Source organism: Sphingomonas sp. Leaf21 (assembly GCF_916858675.1).
Lineage (GTDB): Bacteria > Pseudomonadota > Alphaproteobacteria > Sphingomonadales > Sphingomonadaceae > Sphingomonas.
Genome location: NZ_CAKASM010000019.1, coordinates 12439 through 36478, shown reverse-complemented (window position 1 = coordinate 36478; position 24040 = coordinate 12439). Strand labels below are relative to the sequence as shown.

General features: G+C 67.6%; 17 protein-coding genes. 8 read left to right on the top strand and 9 right to left on the bottom strand.

Annotation, left to right across the window (positions count from 1 at the left end; translation table 11 throughout):
- Positions 1-42: 42 nt before the first annotated feature.
- Together LRP66_RS13525 and LRP66_RS13520 are read right to left on the bottom strand one after the other, a co-directional pair.
- On the bottom strand, positions 43-726 hold the full coding sequence (locus tag LRP66_RS13525; RefSeq protein WP_230483127.1) for a Fe2+-dependent dioxygenase: 684 nt from the start codon (positions 724-726) through the stop codon (positions 43-45).
- Positions 727-744: 18 nt separating this feature from the next.
- A complete protein-coding gene (locus tag LRP66_RS13520; RefSeq protein ID WP_230483126.1) occupies positions 745-3129 on the bottom strand; it encodes a TonB-dependent receptor in 2385 nt (794 codons plus the stop codon).
- Positions 3130-3382: 253 nt separating this feature from the next.
- Here LRP66_RS13520 and LRP66_RS13515 point away from each other — a divergent pair, with 253 nt between their 5' ends.
- The 5 genes from LRP66_RS13515 to LRP66_RS13495 all read left to right on the top strand — a co-directional run bounded on the left by LRP66_RS13515 (position 3383) and on the right by LRP66_RS13495 (position 8382).
- On the top strand, positions 3383-4678 hold the full coding sequence (locus LRP66_RS13515; RefSeq protein WP_230483125.1) for an HD-GYP domain-containing protein: 1296 nt from the start codon (positions 3383-3385) through the stop codon (positions 4676-4678).
- Positions 4672-5142: a GNAT family N-acetyltransferase gene (locus LRP66_RS13510; protein WP_230483124.1), complete on the top strand. Its 471-nt coding sequence runs from the start codon at positions 4672-4674 to the stop codon at positions 5140-5142. The genes LRP66_RS13515 and LRP66_RS13510 overlap by 7 nt, the downstream gene beginning before the upstream one ends.
- A 47-nt stretch (positions 5143-5189) precedes the next feature.
- Positions 5190-6809, top strand: a complete 1620-nt coding sequence (locus LRP66_RS13505; RefSeq protein WP_230483123.1) for an NAD(P)/FAD-dependent oxidoreductase — start codon at positions 5190-5192, stop codon at positions 6807-6809.
- Positions 6806-7189, top strand: coding sequence for a reverse transcriptase-like protein (locus LRP66_RS13500; RefSeq protein ID WP_230483122.1), 384 nt, complete (start codon positions 6806-6808; stop codon positions 7187-7189). Before LRP66_RS13505 ends, LRP66_RS13500 begins: the two co-directional genes overlap by 4 nt.
- A 101-nt stretch (positions 7190-7290) precedes the next feature.
- Positions 7291-8382 carry a CAP domain-containing protein gene (locus LRP66_RS13495; RefSeq protein WP_230483121.1) on the top strand — a complete coding sequence of 364 codons (1092 nt, stop codon included), beginning with the start codon at positions 7291-7293 and terminating at the stop codon, positions 8380-8382.
- Here LRP66_RS13495 and LRP66_RS13490 read toward each other — a convergent pair.
- The 3 genes from LRP66_RS13490 to LRP66_RS13480 are packed head-to-tail and all read right to left on the bottom strand — an operon-like array spanning position 8379 to position 12039.
- A complete protein-coding gene (locus tag LRP66_RS13490) occupies positions 8379-9713 on the bottom strand; it encodes a chloride channel protein (protein ID WP_230483120.1) in 1335 nt (444 codons plus the stop codon). The two genes, LRP66_RS13495 and LRP66_RS13490, sit on opposite strands and share 4 nt — an antisense overlap.
- A gap of 50 nt (positions 9714-9763) precedes the next feature.
- The gene (locus LRP66_RS13485; RefSeq protein ID WP_230483119.1) at positions 9764-10474 is read right to left on the bottom strand and encodes a SapC family protein; all 711 of its coding nucleotides are present in this window, start codon (positions 10472-10474) and stop codon (positions 9764-9766) included.
- Positions 10471-12039, bottom strand: a complete 1569-nt coding sequence (locus LRP66_RS13480; protein ID WP_230483118.1) for a tryptophan halogenase family protein — start codon at positions 12037-12039, stop codon at positions 10471-10473. The genes LRP66_RS13485 and LRP66_RS13480 overlap by 4 nt, the downstream gene beginning before the upstream one ends.
- A gap of 134 nt (positions 12040-12173) precedes the next feature.
- Here LRP66_RS13480 and LRP66_RS13475 point away from each other — a divergent pair, with 134 nt between their 5' ends.
- On the top strand, positions 12174-15005 hold the full coding sequence (locus tag LRP66_RS13475) for a TonB-dependent receptor (RefSeq protein WP_230483117.1): 2832 nt from the start codon (positions 12174-12176) through the stop codon (positions 15003-15005).
- A gap of 43 nt (positions 15006-15048) precedes the next feature.
- Here LRP66_RS13475 and LRP66_RS13470 read toward each other — a convergent pair whose 3' ends face one another.
- Positions 15049-16548: an FAD-dependent oxidoreductase gene (locus LRP66_RS13470; RefSeq protein ID WP_230483116.1), complete on the bottom strand. Its 1500-nt coding sequence runs from the start codon at positions 16546-16548 to the stop codon at positions 15049-15051.
- 43 nt (positions 16549-16591) lie between these two features.
- The gene (locus LRP66_RS13465; protein WP_230483115.1) at positions 16592-17161 is read right to left on the bottom strand and encodes a Dps family protein; all 570 of its coding nucleotides are present in this window, start codon (positions 17159-17161) and stop codon (positions 16592-16594) included.
- A gap of 194 nt (positions 17162-17355) precedes the next feature.
- On the opposite strand from LRP66_RS13465, the gene LRP66_RS13460 reads away from it, so the two are divergent.
- Positions 17356-18711, top strand: coding sequence for an alpha/beta hydrolase (locus LRP66_RS13460; protein ID WP_230483114.1), 1356 nt, complete (start codon positions 17356-17358; stop codon positions 18709-18711).
- Entirely contained in the window at positions 18708-20246 is a 1539-nt protein-coding gene (locus tag LRP66_RS13455) for a GMC family oxidoreductase (RefSeq protein WP_230483113.1), read from the top strand. Before LRP66_RS13460 ends, LRP66_RS13455 begins: the two co-directional genes overlap by 4 nt.
- Before the next feature lie 73 nt (positions 20247-20319).
- Here the strand turns inward: LRP66_RS13455 and LRP66_RS13450 are convergent, their stop codons facing one another.
- Entirely contained in the window at positions 20320-21201 is an 882-nt protein-coding gene (locus LRP66_RS13450; protein ID WP_230483112.1) for a polysaccharide deacetylase family protein, read from the bottom strand.
- A 64-nt stretch (positions 21202-21265) separates the two neighbouring features.
- Positions 21266-24010: a TonB-dependent receptor gene (locus LRP66_RS13445; protein WP_230483111.1), complete on the bottom strand. Its 2745-nt coding sequence runs from the start codon at positions 24008-24010 to the stop codon at positions 21266-21268.
- Positions 24011-24040 lie beyond the last annotated feature (30 nt).

Here is a 24040-nt window from a genome sequence, read left to right as displayed (position 1 = left end):
CGTCACCCGGCGAAGGCTGTGGCCTTTGCCGGGTGACGCGCGTCAGGCGTCGGCCCAGCGACGCAGGAGATTGTGATAGACCCCGGTCAGCTCGACCACCGACCGGTCGCCCTGCCCCTTGTCCGCCCCGACCCGCTGGATGGCGCGGTCGAGGTCGAACAGGATTCGGCGCTCGCCATCGTCGCGGACCATCGACTGGATCCACAGGAACGACGCCACCCGCGTGCCGCGTGTCACCGGTTCGACCCGGTGGAGGCTGGAGGCGGGATAGAGCACCGCGCTGCCCGCCGACAATTTGACCCGCTGCTCGCCGTACAGATCCTCGACCACCAGCGCGCCGCCGTCATAATTGGCGGGATCCTCCAGGAAGAGGGTCAGCGACAGGTCGGAGCGCATCCGGAAATCGCTCCCCCGTTTCAGCCGGACGGCGTTGTCGACATGCACGTCGAACGCCTGTCCCCCCGCATAGCGGTTGAACAGCGGTGGATAAACCTTGAGCGGCAGCGCCGCCGCCACGAACAGCGGCGATCGCCCCAGCGCGTCGAGGACCATCCGCCCCGCGCCGACCGCCGCCGTCGAATCCTCGGGCAACTGGTCGTTGCGCTTGGCCAGCGCCGCCTGCGGGCCCGAGGTGGCGTTGCCATCCGCCCAGGGGCCCGCATCGATCAGGCGACGGACCTCCCCCACTCCGGCGGCGTCGAGGATATCGGGGAGGACGATCAGCATGGCGTCAACCTAGCCCGGTCAGAAATTATAGAACAGGCTGAGCGTCGCCTGCCGCCGGTCGCCGGGGATCGCCCAGCCGCCGGTGACGACGCCGGTCGTCGCGTTGACGTTGTTGCGCACGCCCGTGACATATTTCTCGTCGGTGAAGTTCTGCACGTTCAACTGCATCGTCCAGCGCTGCGCGATGGTATAGGCCAGATAGGCGCGGTGGATCAGATAGTCGTCGACATGGAACTGCACCGGATTGGCGGCGATCGGCGCATTGGTCGCGAAGGACCCCTGATAGGTCAGGCCGTAGCCGACCTCCAGACCGAAGGGTAGCTTGTAGGTGGTGAACAGGCTGCCCGAATGTTTCGGGGTCTGGAACAGCTGGCTGCCCGCCTGCGGATCGGCGACACCCGCCGCCTTGTCGCGGTTGGAGATGCTCTGCAGCACCTTGCCGTCGAGATAGGTATAGTTGGCGAAGATCGTCCAGGCCGGGGTGATCGCGCCCGACAGGCCCAGCGCGACGCCGTCGACCCGGCTCCGCCCGTCGAGCACCTGCAACCCGGCGGGCAGCGCGGGATCGTTGGAGGGGACGCGGTAATTGGTCCGCGCGTTGCGGAAGACCGCGGCGGTCAGCTCCAGCCTGCGGTCGAGCAATCCGGCCTTGACCCCGACCTCGTAGTTCTTGGCGGTTTCGGGCGCGACGGCACACGGGTTCGCGGCGGTCGCGGTCGACGGCACGCCACAACCCAGCCGGACCGTCGAGGAGGACGGCGTCTTGGCATTGCCATAACCCGCATAGAGGCTGACATTCTCGACCGGGTGGAAGACGCCACCCACCCGCCAGGAGAACAGCCGCTCGCGGCTGATCTGGGGTGCGGCCTGAAGCGCGGTCAGCGCGGTCGAGCCCGGCGGTACGATGTTGAGCGGCAGCGCGCGGAAGCTCGCCTCCTGATATTCCCAACGGACGCCGCCGTTCAGCTCGAAGAAGCGGTTCAGCTCCAGCGTGTCGAACGCATAGACCGCCAGGTTTCGGGTCTCGCTTCGCGACTGCGCCGTCGTGGTCAGGTTGATCGGCCCGGCATAATTGGTGTTCGGATTGGCGATATCGATCAGCGGCAGCGGGGAAACCGCGCTGCCGTTGCTGTTGCGCAGCAGCGAGGCCGTGGTGATCCGGTAATTCTCCAGCATCCCCGAAAGCCCGACGTTCAGGATATTGTGGAAGCCGCCCTTGGCCCCCGCCTCATGCCGCAGGTCGAGCTGGTCGTAGAGCATCTGGTTCTGCTGGTCGCGCACCAGTCCGCGCGGGCCGGATGGCAGATAATAGCCGGGCGGCACATTGGCCGGACAGGCCGCGCCCACCGTCGCGCCGGGGGTCGCGGTGATCGGCTGGAGCCCCGTCGAGGCGAGGCAGAAGGTGCCCTGCGGCGCGGAGGTGACGCTGTATTGCGTCACCTGTTGCCAGCGGGTCAGGTTGCGCACGCTCCAATGCTCGTCGATCGCGTGGCGGAAGGTGGCGGTGAGGCGATCGACGGTGCTATCCTGCCGATCGAGATTGGCGATCCCGAAATAGGCGTCGCGCCGCGCACCCGGCACGAAGCCGTCGACGATGCCGTTGTCGAAATAGGGGATGCCATAGACCGGCGTGTTGCGATCCTCCTGATGGACATAGGCGAGCGTCAGGCTGGTCGGACCGCCGATGCCGATCGTGACCGAGGGGGCAATTCCCCAGCGCTGCATCTTCTCGACGTCGCGGCCGGGCACGTCGTTATGATGGTAGGCGCCGTTCAGCCTTACCGCGACGAGGTCGGACACGCGGACATTGCTGTCGATCGCGCCGCGATAATAATTGTCGGTGCCGACCGATCCCTGCGCGATGGTCAGCGTCTCGGCCGTCGGCACCTTGGAGACGAGGTTGATCGTGCCGCCGACCGATCCCGATCCGTTGAAGACGCTGTTCGCGCCGTTATAGACCTCGACCTGTTGCAGGTTGAACGGGTCGGTCCGGCTATATTGCGCGCTGTCGCGCACGCCGTCGATGGTGATGTCGTTGTTCGCCGAATAGCCGCGCAGGTTGATCGAGTCGCCATAACCGCCGCCACCCTCGCCCGCGCCGAAGGTGATGCCCGGAATCGTCTGCAACACGTCGCGCAGCGTCTGGAGATTCTGTTTCCGGATGGTCTGTTCGCTGACCACCGTGATGGTCTGCGGCGTATCGAGCAGCGGCGCGGTCGCCTTGGGGCTTTCCAGCGCCTGGGTGGCGGCACGCTGGCCGGTGACGACGACCATGTCGCGCTGGCCGGTTGAATCCTGCGTGCGCGATGGTGTGGCCGAGGGCGGTGCCGTCTCGGCGGATGCGATATGCGGCGCGGTCGCCAGGAAGCCTACGCACGACAGGGCGATGAACGATTGCGACATGGATTTTCCCCTTTGCCGCCGCCGCTAATGCGAAACACTCGCACCGTCAATGCAAACGCTAGTGATTCTCATCTGGTGGCGGGTGAGGCGAAACGGACGTCGTTTGGGAAACCGATCGATGGCACGCCGCACGCGGCTTTATGCCCATAATGGACAATATGTCTTTATTTCAGCTCGTTAAGCAATCAGCAGGATTTCAGATCAACCCGTATCGAGAAACCAAGTCTTTACGTGGGTCCGCTAGGCTTGGTGCATGACACAGGGTTCGACCAAGGATCGGTACATCCGCATCAGGGGGGAGCAGGCGACGCTTGGCATGTACGTCCACGCCCTCCATTGTTCGTGGATGGACAGTCCATTTTGGCGACAGTCCTTCCTGCTGACCAAGGATGCGGACTGTGCCAGGATCCGCGAATCGGTGCGGCATCTGACCATCGATCTGCACAAGGGGCGCGGTCCCGCACGCATCGCCGCTGTCGAACCGATGATGGCCGACACGGTCCGTGCGGACTCGTCGGTCGCGCGCCCGGCGCGGGCGCATCGGCGCAAGCCGCCGACGGACCTCGAACGCGCGGCCGCCATGGCGGAGCGGGCCAGCGCGGTCATCGCGCGGCTGTTCGACGAGGCGCGGCTGGGCCGGGCGGTGTGCAGCGCCGATCTGACGCCGCTGGTCGAGGAGCTGGCGGAGGCGACCATGAGGGGCAATGCCGCCATCATCGCGGTGACGCGGCTGAAGGACCGGGATCGCTATACCTATATCCATTCGGTCGCGGTCGGGACGCTGATGATGGGGCTGGCACGGCATTTGGGGATGAGCGAGGCGGACATCCGCGTCGCCGGAATGGCGGGCCTGCTCCACGACATCGGCAAGGTACGGATCGCGAGCGCCATCGTCGACAAACCGGGCACGCTCGACCCCGCCGAACTGGCGCAGATGCGGCGTCACCCCGACCTCGGGCACGACATGCTGCTGGATATCGCGGATCTCGACCCGCGCATCCTGGCGGTGTGCCGCCATCATCACGAACGGATCGACGGCACCGGCTATCCCGCCGGGCTGGCCGGGGATGCGATCGGTCCGTTCGTCCGGCTGGCGGCGGTCTGCGACGTCTATGACGCCGTGACGTCGATCAGGCCCTATAAGCGCGCCTGGTCGCCACACGAGGCGCTGGCGCGGATGCTCGAATGGGAAGGGCATTTCGATCCCGTCATCCTGCGGGCGTTGATCGCCAGCCTTGGCATCCAGCCCTTCGGCGCGCTGGTCCGGCTCCATTCCAACCGGCTGGGCATCGTCGTCGAAGAAGGCGACACGCCGACGACGCCGATCGTCCGCACCTTCTACGACGTGCCCGAACAGCGGCGCGGCACGATCGTGGATGTGGCGACGGCGGACGACCCGATCCTGCGCGCCGAACGCGGCGGATACTGGTTCGGCGATGACTGGCCAACCCTGCGGTCGGAGGTCATGGCAGCATCCCCGCCCCCCGCGCCCGTCGCGCGGCGGCCGGGAACGGACGACAGCGCACATCAGGGCGCCAGGCCATGCTGATCCGTCCCGCCGTCGAACAGGACGCCACCGCGATGAGCGATGTGCTTCGGGAGATCATCGAATCGACCGGCCGGATGCGGCCGCATGATCCGGACTTCACGCTGGCGCACTATATCGCGAATCGCGACAGCGTTCGTTGCAGCGTCGCCCTCGACCCGGAGGGCGTGGTGCTGGGTTTCCAGTCGCTGGTCCGCGCGACACCCGGCAATCGCTATGACGTACCGTCCGGCTGGGGGATCATCGGCACGCATATCAGCCCGCGAGCGCATCGCCGGGGCGTCGGCACCGCGCTGTTCACCGCGACGCGGGCGGCGGCGGTGACGGCGGGCCTGCCCAGGGTCGATGCCTGTATCGGCGCCGACAATGACATGGGCCTGCGCTATTACGAGGCGATGGGATTCCGCACCTATCGCACGGGCGACGGCCTCATCCAGAAGCGACTGGTCCTGACCCCGGGCGACTGACACGCGAGCGATGGCGGGATGGCGCGCAATTCTGTATGGCGCGCGGGATGATCCGCCTCAGTGAATTGAAACTGCCTCTCCACCACGCGGACGAGGCGCTGCCCGCCGCCATCTGTCGCCGATTGCGGGTCACGCCGCGCGAACTGGTCCGCTTCTCCATCGCCAGGCGCGGCCATGACGCGCGCGACAAGAACAACATCCAGCTCGTCTATTCGGTCGACGTCAACCTCAAGAACGAGCCCGCCGTGCTCGAGCGGTTCCGCCGCGACCGCGATGTGCAGCGCACGCCCGACACCCGCTACCACCTGCCCGGCGCCCCGCCGCCGGGTGCCAAGCGGCCGGTCGTGATCGGCGCCGGGCCCTGCGGCCTGTTCGCCGCGCTGGTGCTGGCACAGGCGGGGCACCGCCCGATCATCCTGGAGCGCGGCAAGGTGGTGCGCGAGCGGACGCAGGACACCTGGGGCCTGTGGCGCAGGAGCGTGCTCAATCCCGAATCCAACGTCCAATATGGCGAAGGGGGTGCCGGCACCTTCTCCGATGGCAAGCTCTACAGCCGGATCAAGGATCCCCGCCATCTGAACCGCAAGGTGCTGACCGAGTTCGTCAAGGCGGGCGCGCCCCCGGAGATCCTGACCGAGGCGCATCCGCATATCGGCACCTTCCGCCTGGTGACGATGGTCGAGAGCATCCGCGCGACGATCGAGGAACTGGGCGGCGAATATCGCTTCTCCACCCGCGTCGACGGGCTGGACGTGGAGACGGACGGATCGGGTGAGCGGCGGGTGCGCGGACTTCACCTGAACGGCGGCGGCTATCTGGAGGCGGACCATGTCGTCCTCGCCATCGGGCACAGCGCGCGCGACAGCTTCGCCATGCTGCAGTCGGCGGGCGTCCATGTCGAGGCCAAGCCCTTTTCGATCGGCGTGCGGATCGAGCATCCGCAGGGGTGGATCGACCGCGCCCGCTTCGGGCATCAGGCGGGGAACCCGATCCTTGGCGCGGCGGAATATCACATCTCGCATCACTGCTCGAACGGGCGCACGGTCTACAGCTTCTGCATGTGCCCCGGCGGCACGGTGGTCGCCGCGACCTCGGAAGAGGGGCGCGTCGCGACCAACGGCATGAGCCAGTATTCGCGCAACGAGCGGAACGCCAATTCGGGCTTCGTCGTCGCGATTGATCCCGAGCGCGACTTTCCCGGCGATCCGCTGGCGGGCCTAGCGCTGCAACGCCATTGGGAAGAGCGCGCCTATGTCGCGGGCGGCTCCAACTACAAGGCTCCGGCGCAGCGGGTCGGCGACTTCCTGGCGAAGCGGCCCTCGACCAGCCTGGGCTCGGTCACCCCCTCCTATCGCCCCGGCGTGACGCCGACCGACCTGGCCGAGTGCCTGCCCGATTTCGTGGTCGAGGCGATGCGCGAGGCGATCCCGGCCTTCGGTCGCCAGATCGCCGGTTACGATCACCCGGACGTGGTGATGACCGGGGTCGAGACGCGCACATCGTCGCCGGTCCGCTTCACGCGCGGCGAGGACGGGCACAGCCTGAACACGCGCGGGCTGTTCCCGGCGGGCGAGGGCGCGGGCTATGCGGGCGGCATCCTGTCGGCGGCGGTCGACGGGATCAAGACCGCCGAGGCGGTGGCACACAGCATCGCCGCCAGACCGTGAAGATCTTCTTCGACGGCGGCCACCGCCCCTCCGGCATGGAATGGGCGGTGGTGCTGGGCGGCGAAACGCGGGTCGCGCGGGACCTGGGCGCGGGGTCGGCGATGGCGGCCGAATGGCTCGCACTGATCGCCGCGACCGAGTGGGCGGTCGAGCGGGGCGTGACCGACGCGATCCTGCTGGGCGATGCGCTGGCCGTCATCGCGCAGGCGAACGGCACCGCCCGTATCCCGACGCTTTGCCGCCCCTGGCACGAGCGATGGCTCGCCCTGCCCCGCCCGCCCAGGCTCAGGCTGCGGCACGTCAAACGGACGCAGAACCTGGCGGGCATCGCGCTGACCCGGCTCTCGCGCGGCCCCACCCTGGCGGCGAACCATAGGTAAGCCGTTGCGCTACCGTCATTAACTTTACAGTCATCGTTAACGTTCCGCCTCTATGATCCGGTCGCTTGCGGAGGCCTCCTGCCAACGCGCGGGGATGGACTATGCGGCCCGATTCGACCTTTGCCTGGCGCGCGTTGCTGCCGCTGATCCTGACCGCGCCACTGCTCGCGTCGTGCGGCGGAGGCGACGCCTCGACCACCACGGCGGATGTGACCGTCGTTCCGGGAGCGACCGCCACTCCCGCGCCCGCCCCGACAGCGACAGCGACGCCGACGCCGACCCCCACACCGACGGCAAGCCCGACGCCGACCGCCAGCATCCCGACGGAATGGGCGGCGGGCATCGCGGCCAGCTACGCGGTCCAGCCCGATGTCGCGAACTGCAAGGCCGGTACGCTGGGCACGAACGTGCGCGCGGAGGCGCTGGCGATCATCAACGGCATCCGTGCGCTGCATAAGCTGCCGCCCGTCAGCTATTCCGATGCCGACCAGGCCGAGGCGATGGAATCGGCGCTGATGATGGCGGCCAACGGCCAGTTGAGCCACACGCCGCCGACGAGCTGGAAATGCTATAGCGCCAGCGGCGCGGCGGGCGCCGGGTCGAGCAACCTCTACGGTTCGGTCCCCTCGCCCTATCTCTCGCTGAGCCCGACCGACACGATCTTCGCAGGCTGGATGACCGAAATCCGCAACATCGTCGCGGACAATGTCGGCCATCGTCGCTGGATCCTGTCGCCCTTCCTGACCAGCATCGCCTATGGCCGGGTCGCGGGCACGGTCGGCGGCAACCGGACCGACGCCACCTCGCTGAAGGTATTCGGCCAGGCCAACCCGCCCGCGGTCAACGCCGCCGCGCTGCCCGACTTCGTCGCCTATCCGCAGGGCGACTATCCGGCGCGCTATTTCGACACCTCCGCCCTGTCGTCCTTTTCCGCGATCATCGATCCCAACCGGATCGGCAACAACAGCGCGGTGGATTACAGCGCCGCGACGATCCGCGTCATCGCGCCGGACGGAACCGCGCTTGCGGTATCGGGCGTCAGCTTCGACACGCTGGGATACGGCGTCCCCAACAATATCCAGTGGAAGGTCGCGGGGCTTGGAAGGAATATCGCCTACGGCGTGACGATCGACAATGTCCGGGTACGCGGCGCGGCGCGGTCCTACACCTACGGCTTCCGCATCGTCGGTTAGGCCACCGCTTCGGCTCGCCGCGCCGCGAAGGTGCGCGAGAGGCCGTGGTAGAGCTTCTCGCGGCACACGAGCTGGCTGACGCCATCGGCGATGAAGGCGGTGGCGAACATGGGCAGCATCAGGCCCCGGCTCGCGGTCGTCTCCGACAGGATGATCACGGCGGTCAGCGGCGCGCGGACCACGCCGGCGAAATAGCCGACCATGCCCAGGATCACGATCGCCGAGGCGGGCGAGCCCGGAAAGACCGCGCGCAGCAGATTGCCCACGCCAGCGCCCACCGCCAGCGACGGCGCGAAGATCCCGCCAGGCAGACCCGCCACCGCCGTCGCCAGCGTCGCGACGAACTTGGCCGGGCCGAACCACAGGGGTGCGTCGACCCCGACGATCATCGCCCGCGCCGCGCCATAGCCGGTGCCCCAGGTCAGCCCGGTGCCGACGCCCAGTCCCGCGACGACGCCACCGCACAGCGCGGCGAACAGGATCGGGCGTTCCTTGCTCCACCGGGTAACTCGGTTGGTCCCGGTCGCCATCACCAGCATCAGCCGCGCGAAGCCGCCCCCTGCCAGCCCGCCGACCACGCCCGCCAGCGGTGCGACGACCAGCGCGGTGACGATCGGCATATGCGCGCCGATCAGTCCGAAATAGACGTAATCGCCCTGCACCGACTGCGCGATCATGCCCGCGATGGCGATCGCGGCGATGACCAGCAGCGTGACCTTCTGCTCATAGGCGGAGGCGAGTTCCTCGATCGCGAACAGCAGCCCCGCCAGCGGCGTGTTGAACGCCGCCGCGACACCCGCCGCACCGCCCGCGATCAGCACCGCCCCGCGCAACGGCACGCCCAGGATGCGGTGGGTCAGGCCCATGATCGCGGCCGCGATCTGCACCGTCGGCCCCTCGCGCCCCACCGAGGCGCCGCCAAGCACCGCCGCCAGGGTCAGCCCCGCCTTGCCGACGACCGTCCGGATCGACACCAGGCCATGCGTCGCGCCTTCGGGATCGGCCTGCGCCGCCATGACCTGCGGAATGCCCGAGCCGCGCGCGAGCGGCACGAACCGCCGCGTGATCCACACCAGGGCGGCGAACAGCAGCGGCGTGACGACCAGCGGCGCCCAGTGCCAGCGCTTGGCGAGATGGCCGAATATCTCCCCCGCCATATCCGCCGCCTGCGCGAAGGCGCTTGCCGCCAGGCCGATCGATACCGCGCCGATCAGGATGGCGAGGCGGGTGCGGAACTGGACCGAGCTGGGCCCCTGCTTGCGTAACAGCGCGCGGTAGCGGGCGGGCGTCCATCTGCGGATGCCGGGGATGTCCGAGCGGTGAAGGGCCATCCGTCACTCCTACACCCGGACAACGCGCAAAAACCAGACAATCCGGTGCGCTAGCCCAGGGTCAGCCCGTGGATGACCGGGGTGAAGCGCGCATTGTGCAATTGCCGCAACCGCTCGGTCTGCGCCAGCGATGCCGTCATCACCGCCGCCGGGGCCAATGCATCGGCACGGTGGAGCGCGCCCAGCGCCGCATCGGACAGCGCGCGCATCGCCGCCTCGTCGATGGTGTAGAGTCCGGCAAGGTCGTGACCCGAACCACCCTCCAGCGCGACCGACAGCGACAGCGGTCGGATCAAATGATGCGCGGCATAGGAATCGACCAGCGACTGCGCCGCCTGCACATCGGCGACGAGCGCGTCGAGTGCGGCGCGGATCCGCGCGGCCAGCGGCGTCGCGACGCCCCCGTCGAACAGCGCTTCGCCGGTTGCGCCCAGCGTCGGATCGGCGGGATCGACCGCCAGCCCCTCCACGCCCGCACCGTGCAGGCGGAAGCCGCCGAGCAGCACCGCCTGCGGAACATAGGTCGCCTGGAACCCGCCGCCGAAGACGAAGAGATTGGCGGGCTCGACCAGCGACATCAGCGCGATCAGGTTGAAACGCCCGGTCTGCCCGTCCTTGGCCAGGCACAGCGGCATATCGGCGGCGGCAAAGGCGATTTCGGACAGGCCGAGCCGCGCGAAACGCCGCCCCGCCCCCGCCGCATGACGATCATAGCGGAGTGCTGCATGCGCGGATGCGGATAGCGGAACGGGATCGGTCATACCCGCTGAAGACCATGTTCGCGGATCGCGCGCAACAGGTCGCGGTGCCGCGGCGCCCGAGCGCGCAATTCGTCCTTGGCGCGCCCGTTCCGCGCGACGAAGCGCTGCGCCAGCCCCGCATCGGGCGAAGCCGGGTCGACCGGCGCGAAACTGCTGGCGAACCCCATGCCGTGGAGGACATATTGGTAGCTGGGCCAGGAGAACACCTCGCGCGCATGGTCGAAATCCTGCGGTCCCGGCGAATGGTGCCGCCATAGTTCCAGCCGCTCCTGCAAGGCGTCGGGAATGGAGGCGGCGGCGACATTGTCGCGCCAGAAGTCGGTATCGGTCCGCCGGGTCAGGACATAATGCAGCTTCAGGAACTCGATGATCCGCATCCAGTGATGGGTGAAGGTCGCGTTGAACTGCCGCGCCATCACGTCCATCGCCTGGCGCGTGCGCGGCAGCCGGTCGGCGATCGCGTCCATCGACGTCTCGATCAGCATCAGCGCGGACGCCTCCAGCGGCTCGATGAACCCCGCGGACAGGCCGACCGCGACGCAGTTGTTCTTCCAGAACTGTTCGCGATGCCCGGCATCGATGGTGATCCGCCGGACGCTCAGCGTGTCGGCGCGCGGCCCGGCATAGCGGCGCAGCGCCGCCTCCGCCGCATCGTCGCTGACATGCGCGCTGCTATAGACATGGCCGATCCCGCGCCTGGTCCACAGCCCGATGTCCCAGATCCAGCCCGCGTCCTGCGCCGTCGCGACGGTATGGCAGGTGATCGCCTCATCCTCCTCGGCATAGGGGAGTTGCAGCGCCATCGCGCGGTCGGCGAACAGCACGTCGCCACAGCGGCGGAACGGCACGCCATAGACGCCGCCGATCAGCCGCGCGGCGAAACCGGTGCAGTCGACGAACAGGTCGCCCTCCACCCGGGCCCCGTCCGCCAGCTCCAGCGCGGCGATGTCGCCATGATCGGTCATGTGCGGGATGACCACGTCGCCCAGCACGTGCACCACCCCCAGCGCATCGACGGCGTGATCGCGCAGCAGCGTCGCGAACTTGCCCGCGTCGAGGTGATAGGCGTAATTGGCATGGCCCGCATATTCGGGCGTCACGATGCTCTTGGGGGCAAGCCCGGCGTCGCACAGCATCGCCTGGTAATCGACCCAGTCGGCGAACGCGCCGCCTTCGCCCTCGCCCCGCTGCAGCCAGTGCGGCGCCATGTCGATCTCGGTCGCCCCGGCGGGTGGATTGAGCGGGTGGTAATAGGCGTCGCCCGGCGTGCCATCGGCCCATCCGACGAAGCGCGCGCCCTGCTTGAAGGCCGCATCGCAGGCGCGGATGAAGTCGGTTTCCGCAACGCCGATCCTGGCCAGCGTGTTGCGCATCGTCGGCCACGTCCCCTCGCCCACCCCGACCGTGGGCACGGTACGCGATTCGACCAGCGTGACCGTCACGTCGTCGCCGGTCCGCCGTACCTGCGCCGCCAGACGGCAGGCCGCGATCCATCCGGCCGAGCCGCCGCCCACCACGACCACCCGCCGTACCGGACGATCCCCCGCCCCCGCTCGCTCCGTCATCGCCACCTCTCCACCCGCCGCACGCAATATGATGATCGTGTCATTTTTATTTGAATATGTCAGACATAGCGCATAACAAACGATCAGCAACCAGCTCGAAGAGGCTGGACACGCGTTATGCACAGGGGAGAAATATGACACAAGTCGCCGCTTTCGTGAACCTTGGTCGGCTGCGTTCGCGCGCCGGATTGTCCACCGCACTTGTCGCACTTATCTCGGCCACTCCGGCTCTCGCCCAGACGCAGACTCCCCCTGCCGACCAGACCGCCACGCTGCCCAGCCAGAGCGAGGCGGACGGCACCTCGGGCGACATCGTCGTCACCGGCATCCGCCGCAGCATCGAATCCGCCGCCGCGATCAAGCGCGACGCGGCCGGCATCCTCGACGCCATCTCGTCCGAAGACCTGGGCAAGTTCCCCGATGCCAACGTCGCCGAATCGCTTCAGCGCATTCCGGGCGTCGCGATCGACCGCAGCAACGGCGAAGGCGCCTCGGTCAGCGTGCGCGGCCTTGGCCCCGCGTTCAACACCGTGCTGTTCAACGGCCGCAGCTTCGCGTCGGACAATTACAACCGCGCCTTCTCCTTCGACCTGATCCCCGCCGAGCTGATCAGCGGCGCGCAGGTCTATAAGAGTTCGCAGGCCCCGCTCCAGGGCGGCGGTATCGGCGCGACGATCAACGTCCAGACGCCGCGCCCGCTCGCGCTCAAGGGATTCAAGGGCGTCTTCACCGGCAAGGCGCTGTACGAAGGCAACAGCAAGAAGTTCACGCCGCAGCTTTTCGGCCTGCTCAGCGACACCTTCGCCGACGGCAAGCTGGGCCTGCTCGCCTCGCTCTCCTATCAGAAGCGCATCGCCTCGATCCGCGCGATCAGCACCGACGGCTATATCCCCGGCACCTCGGTCGGCCCCAACAACGCGCCGATCTACACCAACGTCTATGCCCCGCGTAACCAGGACGTGAACGAGACGCGCGACGATCGCACCCGGCTGGGCGCGACGCTGGTCGCGCAATATGCGCCGACCGACGAGCTGACCTTCACCGTCGACGGCCTCTACAACCGGTTCAAGAGCGATACGACGACGCGTGGCCTGGGTAGCTGGTTCGAACCGACCAGCTACACCACCGCCGGGATCGATTCGAACCGCACCGTCACCTCGCTGACGACCAACGGCAATGCCGACTTCATCGCCTCGGGCGGCGTGCGCGAGACGACGACCTATGAGGGCGGCTTCAACGCCGAATGGCGGCCGACCGAGTCGGTGCGCATGGTCTTCGACGCCACCTATTCGCAGGCCAAGAATGCGGGCGGCGGCAAATCCTATTTCACCGTCATCGGCGTACCGACCTCCTATTCCTTCACCGCGGCGCAGGGGAACGGCATCCCGTCGACCTCGGGCTATGACAGCGGGGTACTCACCAACCCGGCGCTCGGACGGACGCATATCGCCGGGCGCAGCGGCAACGACGTGATCGAGAAGGTCCAGGAATATCGCTGGAACACCGAATGGAAGCCCGGCTGGAACATCGTGTCGGCGCTTCGCTTCGGCGTGACCGGCACGTCGCGCGACAAGAGCAACGTGCCCTTCTCGTCGGATCCGAACATCGGCTGTCTCTATTGCGGCTATCCGACGCTCGCCGATCCGTCGCTGCTCTCGCCCTACACGATCGGCTCACTCGGGCAGAAGAACGGCACCGTGCCGACCACCTTCCTGACCTATGACCCGCAGGCCTATTTCAACTATCTGACCAGCCCGGCGGCGACCACCGCGCTCGACCTGGCGCGTGGCCAGCCGGTGGGCACGACGGCGGCGATCTTCGCCCGGACCAACGGCTATGCGGTGACCGAGCAGCCCTCGGCGCGCGTGCGCGAGAAGGTCTTCGCCAGCTATGCCGATATGGACCTGGAAGGCACCGTCGCGGGATTGCCCTGGTTCATCAACATCGGCGGTCGTTACGAATATACCGAGCTGGTCTCGTCGGGGCAGCAGCTTCAGCTGACCGACCTGTTGCCGGTGCCGGGCGATCCGACCACCTATACTGGCGTGTTCGCCAACAACCGCGCGGCGGTGTCGGTCAACAAGCGTTCGTCCTACAGCAACTTCCTGCCCAATCTGAACGCGAAGCTGAACCTGACCTCCAAGCTGCAGGCGCGCTTCGCCGCCTACAAGACGCTGACCCGCCCGGCGATCGGCGATCTGGCGCCCAGCCTCGACATCGGGACGCTGCGCCCCGCGACGCTGACCGCGACCGGTGGCAACCCGGACCTGAAGCCCTATCGCGCGACCAATTTCGACCTGTCGCTCGAATGGTATCCGACGCCGACCACCACCGTGTCGGCGGCGGTGTTCCACAAGACGGTCGACGATTTCATCGTGCAGACCTTTGGCGAGGAATTGTTCACCATCGCCAATGCGGGCAACCTGCCGGTCGGCGGGCTGATCGTCGGCCCCAATACCGCCAAGTTCGCGGTGCGGCGCCCACGCAATGCCCAGTCGTTGAAGATCAAGGGGCTGGAGCTCAACCTCGTCCATACGTTCGACTGGCTGCCCGGCGTGCTCAGCGGCTTCGGCGTGCAGGCCAATGCGACCTTCGTGTCGACCGACCGCGAATTCGACGTGACCCAGATCGGCCAGTCCTTCGCCGCCGAGGGGATCGGCAATTCGCAGAACGCGACCCTGTTCTACGAAAAGTTCGGCGTGTCGGCGCGCATCGCCTATAACCGGCGCGAACGCTTCCTCCAGCAGCTCGCGGGCGGTCCGGGCAACGAGCCGGTGTTCGTCCGCGACTATGGCCAGTTCGACGGCAGCGTCGCGGTGAACGTCACCCCCTTCGCACAGGTCTTCGTCGAGGGGACGAACCTGTTCAACGCGAAGTATTTCGCGACCGGCCGCTTCGACAACCAACTGCTGCGCTATCAGAATTTCGGACCACGCTACGACGCGGGCGTCCGATTCTCCTTCTGATGCCTGACGATCCTCCCCTCTTTCCGGGGGGAGGATCACGTGGTCAGCCTTCCCAGCGATGCTCCGCCTTCAGCGCCTCGACATCGCGCCCGGCGGTCAGGATCGCCTGCTCGCGACCCTGTTCGGCGAAGCGAACGGCGAAATCGCGTTCGGCCGGCTTGCCGTCGATCGTCCGGTCGTCGGGCGACGCGACATGGCCGACATAGCGCAGGCTGAGATCGTAATGGCCCGACCAGAAGAACGGCACCTCGCGATATTCGGGATTCCCCTGCCCCAGCAGATGCCGTGCCAGCCACTGGCCCATGCGCTGCGCCACCACCCAATGCTCGACGCGGATGGAATGGCCCAGCCGGGGATCGGGAACGCTGGCGATATCGCCGATCGCATGGATCGACGGATCGGACGTGCGCAGCGTCGCATCGACCGCGACCCCGCCGCCCGCCGCCTTGTCCGCCAGCGTCAGCCCCGCCGCTTCCGCCAGCGCGATCCGGGGCTCGGCACCGACACCCGCCACCAGCAGATCGCCTTCGACCCGGCTACCGTCGTCGAGATGCGCGACATGGCCATCCCAACGCGCGACACGGGCAGCGACGTGGAAGGTCACGCCCTTGGACTCATGCAGGTCGCGGATCATCGCCCCCACCTCCGGTCCGGCGGTCTTCTCGAGCGGCAATTCGTCGTCCGACACCAGTGCGACCTGCAAGCCGCGCGCGATCAGCGAGGCGGCGACCTCCAGCCCGATATAGCTCGACCCGATCACCACCGCGCGCTCCGCGGAGGCCAGCGCCGCGATCAGTCGGTCGGCATCGCCCAGACTGCGCACGACATGCACGTCGGCGCGATCGGCACCGTAGAAATCGGGTGACACCGCCGCCGCGCCGGTTGCCAGCACCAGCCGGTCATAGGGCACCCGCTCGTCATTGTTGAGGATCACGGCCTTGGCCTGTCGATCGATCCGCGCCACGGTCGCGTCGCCACGCCAGGTCACGGTGTCGGCGACCGGCGGCAGTGCCGCCTCGCCGCGCTCTGCCTTGCCCGACAGATATTGCTTGGAACAGAAGGTCCGGTCGTAGGGCGCATCCCCCTCCGCCTCGATCACCGTCACCGCGTCGCCCGCGCCATGCCGCGCCAGCATCTCGGCACAGGCATGGCCCGCCGCGCCGCCGCCGATGATGACCACCCGGCCGATATCGCTCCGCGTCGCAGGCACGGGCTCGTACCGATCGGCGGGACCGTCGATCCGCACCAGTCCTTCCGCCTCGACCACCGTGAACCTCTCGAGCGGTTCGAACGCTGGCGCACCGACCGCCTCGCCCGTCCGCAGGTCGAACCGCGCATGATGGAAGGGGCAGCGCAACGTGCCGTCGGCGACGATCCCATCGGCCAGCGGCGCCTTCAGGTGCGTACAGATGCCAGAAAGCGCGCAGACGCGCCCCCGATGCCGGACGAGGACGACATCCTGCCCGTCCAGCGTTCCCGCGACGATACGCCCTTCCTCCAGATCGGCAGAGGCGACACCGTTCGCCAGATCCCGTTGTGCCATCGCCCCTACCTTTCCTGGGTCACGTCATGCCGCTGGCGCCGGCTCAGCCAGCGCGCTGGAGCGCGGTCGCGGCGAGGTGCTCGCCGATGAACCAGACCTGCGGCTCGTTGGAGCGGATGATGTCGCTGACCAGCAGGTCGTTGGTGCCGTCATCGCCCGACTCATCGGCGGTCTTGGCGCCCTCATGCGCCTGTTCCAGCACAACTTTGTGCGCTTCGAGCAGGCGCGCCAGCATGGTCGGCACGTCCTCGCGCCCCTGCGGCGGGCGCTGGATACGGGTCATCTCGGCGACATCGTGCGGTGTCGCGATGCTGATGCCACCCAGCGCCTGGATGCGTTCGGCGACCATGTCGACCAGCTCGGCCTGCTTCTCGTAATGCGTGTCGAGCAACAGGTGGAGCTGGTAGAAGGTCGCGCCCGACATCTGCCAGTGATGCTTCTTGTACAGGTCGCGCAGCATCATCGTGTCCGCCAGTACCTGGTTCAGGATCGACACGCTCTGCTTGCGGGCATTGTCCGACAGACCGAGCGGAAGATCCTTCAGCGTGCCGAACGCCTGGATCTCCTTATACTCGATCTTGTACTGCGGCTGTGCTTGGTCGGTCTTGGCCACGACGTGACTCCCATCATGATAAAGGTCCGTGGCGAAGCGCTTCTTCGCGCGCAGGGTTCCATGAATTTATCGTGGGATAGCGGGAACCATATGCGTCCGGATCATGATCCAAATTAATTTCCGATCAGCCGGTCGGATGCGGAACGGTCCCGCCTTTGTAACGTCCAGCATGGGATTTTACCGGGCGAGACCGCATGACCCAACCGACATTGGTATTTCTCCACGCGCTGGGTTCCAGCGGCCGCGAATGGGACCGGGTGCGCGAGGCGCTCGCCCCGCTGCCCAGCCTCGCGCTCGACCTGCCCGGCTTCGGCGAGCGGGCGGATCAGGGTTATGCCGACGTCACGACCATGGCGGACGATCTGGCCGATACGATCCGCGATCACCGACTGACGGCGTGCGTGCTCTTCGGACACAGCATGGGCGGCAAGATCGCCACGCTGGTCGCCGCACGCGCCGCCAGCGGTGAGGCCGGTTTGGCGGGCGTGGTCGGTGTTGTGCTGGTCGCCGCCTCCCCACCCTCGCCCGAGCCGATGGAAGAGGATCGCCGCGCGCAGATGATCGGCTGGGTCCAGGACGGGCCGATCGCGCAGGGCGACGCGCAGACCTTCGTCGACGCCAACAGCGCGGAACGCCTTCCTTCACGCTGGCGCGACCAGGCGGTGGCCGATGTCCGCCGCTCCAGCCGCGAGGCGTGGCTCGGCTGGCTCGAGCGTGGCAGCCGGGAGGACTGGAGCGACGAGGCTGGTCGCATCGCGCTGCCCGCACTGATCGTCGCGGGGGCGGAGGACGGCGACCTGGGTGAAGCGGCGCAGCGCCGCGTCAATCTGCCGCATTATCCGCATGGCGAGATCCGCGTCGTCGCGGGCGCCGCACACCTCATCCCCTATGAACAGCCCGAGGCGCTGGCGGCGCTGATCGCGGATCATGTCGCCGCCCTGAAGCCTGCGATCCTGCCCGACGGGTTCGTGCGGCTGCTGGGGTCCGACCGGGTCAGCCGCCGCACCCGCACCGCCATGCTCGACCGGACGCGCCCCGTCGAGCGACCCGAACAGGGCTGGTCGGATTCGCAGCGCGCGACCGTCGCGGCCCTGATCGCGCACATCCTGCCCGACCGGGGTGCCGATACGGATCTGGCGGACCGGGTCGAGCAGGCGGTCGTCGCGGGGCCGGGCGACGGATGGCGCTTCGCCGACCTTCCGCCCGACGCGCAGGCCTGGACGCGCGGGCTGGCGACGCTCGACGAAATGACCGGCGGATTCGTCGCGCAGGAGCGGGCGACGCAGGCCGACTGGCTGATGCGCATGGCGGCGGGACAGGCGGGCATCCCCGACGACGATGGCCATTTGTCCCCAGAGCAGATGGCGCTGTGGTTCACCGATGTGCGAGCCGAGGTGGTGCGTCAGTGGATCGCCTCGCCCGCCGCCATGGCGGCGATCGGCTATGACGGGTTCGCCGTCGGCGGCGACGGCCCGCGCAAGCAGGGCTATGTGCGCACCGCGGCCAACGATCACGAAGCCTGGCAACACGTCACGGAGACCAAGGCATGAGCCGCGCCCCCTACGCCCCGCAGGATATCGTCGATGCGGTCGTGATCGGCACCGGCGCAGGCGGCGCGCCGCTGACCGCGCGACTGGCGGAGGCCGGGCTGTCGGTCGTCGCGCTGGAGGCGGGGCGGGGTTTCCGGCCACGGGACCATGTCGCCGACGAACTCGCCGCCGACATCTACTGGATGGAGGAACGGCTGAGCGGTGGCGCCGATCCCACCGCCTTCGGCTCGAACAATTCGGGTATGGGGATCGGTGGATCGACGCTGCACTGGGGTGCCTTCTGCCCGCGTCCCGACCCGCGCGACCTGTTGCTGAAGTCGATGACCGGGCAAGGCGCCGACTGGCCGGTCGAACATGCCGAACTGATCGCCTATATCGAGCAGGTCGAGGACTTTACCGGCGTCTCGGGCCCCGCCCGCTACCCCTGGGACGATAGCCGCCGCTACGCCTATCCCCCGGTCGCGCGCAATGCCTCGGCCGATGCGATGGCGCGGGGCTGCGCCGCGCTGGGCATCACCGCCACCGATGCACCCGCCGCCCTGGTCTCCCGCGATCGCGACCAGCCGCATTGGGGACAGCGACAGGCCTGCGTCAATTGCGGCACCTGTCATCAGGGATGCCGCAACGCCAGCAAGACCAGCATGGATACCAGCTACCTCCCCTTCGCCGTCGCACATGGGGCGGAGCTGCGCTCCGAATGCCGGGTCCTGTCGTTCGACATGGACGGGGCCGGACGGATCGAGGCGGTGGTCTATCGTCAGGGTGGCGAGGAGCGCCGCCAGCTTTGCCGCAACGTGTTCCTGTGCGCGGGCGGGGTCGAGACGCCGCGCCTGCTGCTCAACCTGGGGCTCGCCAATTCGAGCGGGCAGGTCGGTCGCAACTTCATGGCGCATGTCGCGACCCAGGTCTGGGGCCGGTTCGACGACGATATGCGGATGAACCGGGGCTATCCCTCCTCGCTGATCACCGAGGACATGATGCGACCCGCCGATGCCGATTGCGCGGGCGGATATCTGATCCAGAGTTTGGGCGTGCTGCCGGTCAATCTGGCCACGGGGCTGGCGCGCGGCGCCGGGCTCTGGGGTGAGCGGCTGCAGGCGCTGCTCTATGGCTATAACCGGATGGCCGGGATCGGCATCAACGGCGAATGCCTGCCCCATCCCGACAACCGCCTGACCCTGTCGGACGAAACGGACGCGTTCGGCCAGCGCAAGGCGCGGATCGACTTCAGCTATCACGACAACGAGCGTGCGATCGACGCCCATTCGCGGCGGACGATGACCGCCATCTGGGAAGCGGCGGGGGCGAGCGACATCTTCGCGGTCGACCGGTCGGCGCATACCATCGGCACCTGCCGGATGGGGGACAATGGCGACGAGGCGGTGGTCGACGCCGATGGTCGCAGCTTCGACATCGCCAACCTTCTGATCTGCGACAATTCCATCTTCCCCAGCGCGCTGGCCGCCAATCCAGCGCTGACCATCATGGCACTGTCGCTGCGTACCGCCGACCGCTTCCTGGCCGCCGGGCGATGAAACCGGGTTAGGGGTATTCCCCCTTCATCATGCTTCCTATGATCCCCCTCCCCGTCGCGGGGGAGGATTATCCTCACACCGCCAGGTCGTTCTCCGCGACATGTTTGGCGATCGCGCCGGCGGTGGTCCACCAGATGCGGGGATCGTCGGCCTGGCGCAGTTCCTCCAGCACCCGCGCCAGCGGCGGCACCCGGTGCGCCTGTCCCATGATATAGGGGTGAAGCGCGATGCCCAGCACGACCGGGCGCCGGTCCGCCTCGCTCAGCAACTGGGTCACGGTGTCGCGGATCATCGTCGCGAACCCTTCCGCCTCCTGCTTGCGCTGGATCACGGCGGGCAGGTCGTTGATCTCCTGCGAATAGGGGACCGACAGCAGGTCGCCGTGGCGGGTGGCCATCCGGGTCGGCTGGTCGTCATGCGCCCAGTCGAGCACATAGCGATAGCCCGCCTCCTTCAACAGGTCGGGGGTGACCTTGCTCTCCGATATCCAGGGGCCCAGCCAACCGGTCGGGCGCGTGCCGAGCGCGGTCAGCCGTTCGGTCACGTCGGCGATCAGGCTGCGCTCACCCGAACGGAACAGGCTGCCCTGCGCCCTGGCATTGCTGCCGCCATGCGCCGCGATCTCGTCGCCCCGGTCGCGGCAGGCCTCGGCCAGTCCGGGACAGCGATCGAGCACATCGGCGTTGAGGAGCGCGGTGGTCCTGAGCTGGAGCCGGTCGAACAGGTCGAACAGCCGCCACACCCCGACGCGGTTGCCATAATCGCGCCAGGCATAGTTCATCACGTCGGGCTGGGTCTGCGACGGCGCGAGTTCGGCCCCAAGCCCGCCGCCAAAGTCGAACACCTCGTGATTGACGCCCAGATAGAGCGCGAGACGCTTGCCGCCGGGCCAGTCATAGACCGGGCGATCGACGATGGGGCGATAGGGGTAGCGACCATGTTCGGGCTCACTCATCGCCCTCGAACGCCGGTCGTGCCGAATGGATGCCCCGACCCGATCGGGCCGGGGCATCGACCGGTCAGAAGCGGACGCGCACCCCCGCGGTCACCCGGCGGCCATTGTCGACCACCCCGCGCAGCAGCCCGACGCCGGTGTCATTGTAGATCCGGGCATTGGTCGCGTTGGTGACGTCGGCGTTCAGCGTGATCATCCGGTTGACGTCATAGCTCGCCGAAATGTCGAGCTGGCCATAAGCGCGCTGATAGTCGCCGTCGCCGAAGGTGCTGATCGGATCGACCACGAAGCCGTTGCGATAGTTGTACGATGCGCGGATGCCGAAGCCGTCCTTCTCGTAATAGCCCGCGATATTGTAGCTGCGCGTCGAGGCGCCCGAGATCGGCAGCGCGGGCTCGCCCTGGGTCACCACCACGTCGCCGAGGTCGAGATAGGTGAAGTTGCCCAGCACGCCGAACCCGTCGAGCGGCGACGGCAGGAAGGTGAAGGGCACCTGCGCGCCGAGTTCGAAACCCTTGATCTTGCTGCTGGCGCCGTTGCGCGGCTGGCGGAGCAGGAAAACCTGCTGGCGGCTCCCGCCTTCCTCCAGCTGGACCGTCTGGGTGACCGAGGTGGCGGCGTTGACGATGAAGTTCTTCACGTCCTTGTAGAAGACCGCCGCCGACAACAGCCCCGACTTGCTGAAATAATATTCCAGCGACAGGTCGACCTGATCCGCGACGTAGGGGCGAAGGTTCGGGTTGCGCGCGCTCATCGTGCTGGTGTTCGCATCGACGCTGAGCGTGGGCGACAGCAGGCCGATATCGGGCCGGGTCAGCGTGCGCGCGACCGCGCCGCGGACCTTCAACTTCGGGGTCAGGTCGTAGGACAGGTTCACGCTGGGCAGCCATTCGGAATAGCTGTTGTCGACCGAGACCGGCGTGGTCCGCTGGACGACGGTGATGATCCCGCCGCGCCGCACCAGCAACGACGACAGATCGGCGGCATAGCCCGCCGAGGTCTGGTCGGTCCGTACATAGCGCAGGCCGATATTGCCGTTGAACCGCCCGTCGAGTGCACGAACGTCGAGCTGGCCATAAGCGGCATAGGACCGCTCGGTCACCGTGAAGTCGTTGGCGAGCTGCGCCTGGGGCGGCGCGAGCGACAGCATCTGCGACAGCGGCAGCCGGTTGAAGAACGCCTCCAGATCGGGCGCCAGATAATTGCCCAGCGACGGCTGGACGAACTTCGAATAGTCGACCTGCGACAGGATCGGCGCGGCGGACGTGCTGCCGCCCTCGACATTGGGATTATAGGCCTGGCCCAGCGCGTCGGCGAATTGCTGCGAGGTCAGGTTGAAGGTGCGCGAGGAGAATTCGCTGCGCCGGTTGGCGAACATGCCGCCGGCCTTCACGACCAGCGAGGCATCGGCCAGCTCGACGTCGCGTGCCACGTCCAGCCGCCCGTCATAATTGCGGTCGATGCTCGGCGCGCGATAGGTGCCGCCCACCGCCAGCAGATTATAGGTCGACGGATCGAGCGGGTCGTAACCCCGCGCGAACGTCACCGTCGGTTCGCGCCCGAGCTCGCCGCCGGTATCGTAGCCGACGCGCGCGCGCGAATTGATCGCGAAGCCGTAATTGGTCGAGGTGCGGCGCGCCTTGGAGAAGGTGAACTCGCTCGACACCTTGAGCTGATCGACCGTCCAGATACCGCCGATCGCGCCACTGAACAGCTGGTCGTGCGTGTCGATCGGCCGCGTGTCCGAACGGTGGTCGACGCCATTGGCGTCCAGCGCGGTCAGGTAGCCGTTCGCCAGGGTGCTGCCGACGATCCCGGCGCCGGGGCCCTGGATATTGGTGAAGCGGACCTGATGCTCGTTGTAGATCGAATAGTCCTTGAAGTCCGAAAAGAAGCCGTCGACGTAGAAGTTGAGGGTATCGGTCGGCTTGAACTGCAACCCGCCGATCATCGTCGCGCGTTCGAACGTACCGTCCTGCGCGACGAGGTTGGTGGTGTGGATGAAGCGCGCCTGGTCGTTGAAGTCGCCGTCGAGATTATAGTCGAGCGGCGGATTGCGCCGCGCCTCGACGCCGTTCTCCGCGCCATAGCCCAGATAGCCCGCCGACAGCACGCGGCGCTTTTCGTAATTGATGCCGAAGCTGGCGCCGAACCGGTCGGTGATGACCTTGTTGACGAACAACGAGGCGTGCGGCGTCACCCGGTTCGGGTTTTCCTCGTAAATGCCCTCGGCGGTGATCGCGACCACGTCGCGCCCGGCATCCAGCGGTCGCGCGACGCGGACATTGACCAGACCGGCCAGGCCGCCCTCGACCTGCTCGGCGCTGGGCGACTTGATGACCTCCACCGCGCTGACGAAGTCGGAGCTGAGCGAGGTGAAGGAAAAGCTGCGCCCGCCACCCGGCGTCGCGATCTGGCGACCGTTATACAGCGTCTGGGTGAAGTTGGGGCCGAGGCCGCGCAACGCGACACGCGATCCCTCGCCCTTGTTGCGGGTGATCTGCACGCCGGTCACGCGCTGGAGCGATTCGGCGAGATTCTGGTCGGGGAAGCGGCCGATATCCTCGGACGAGATCGCGTCGACGATGCCGACATTGTTGCGCTTCAGCGCGGTCGCGTCGGCCAGGCTGCGGCGGATGCCGGTGACGACCACCTCGTCATTGCTGCCCGGCAGCGCGACCGTGTCGGACGGGGTGCCCGTGTCGGAGGGGGCGGCGGGTGTATCGGCGGGCACGGTCTGCGCCTGACCGCCCGTCGCGATGGTCAATGCCAGCAGCGACACCGCGCCGGTTACGAAATGCCTGATCATACGTCTTCTCCCCGTGGGCCGCCGCGCCTT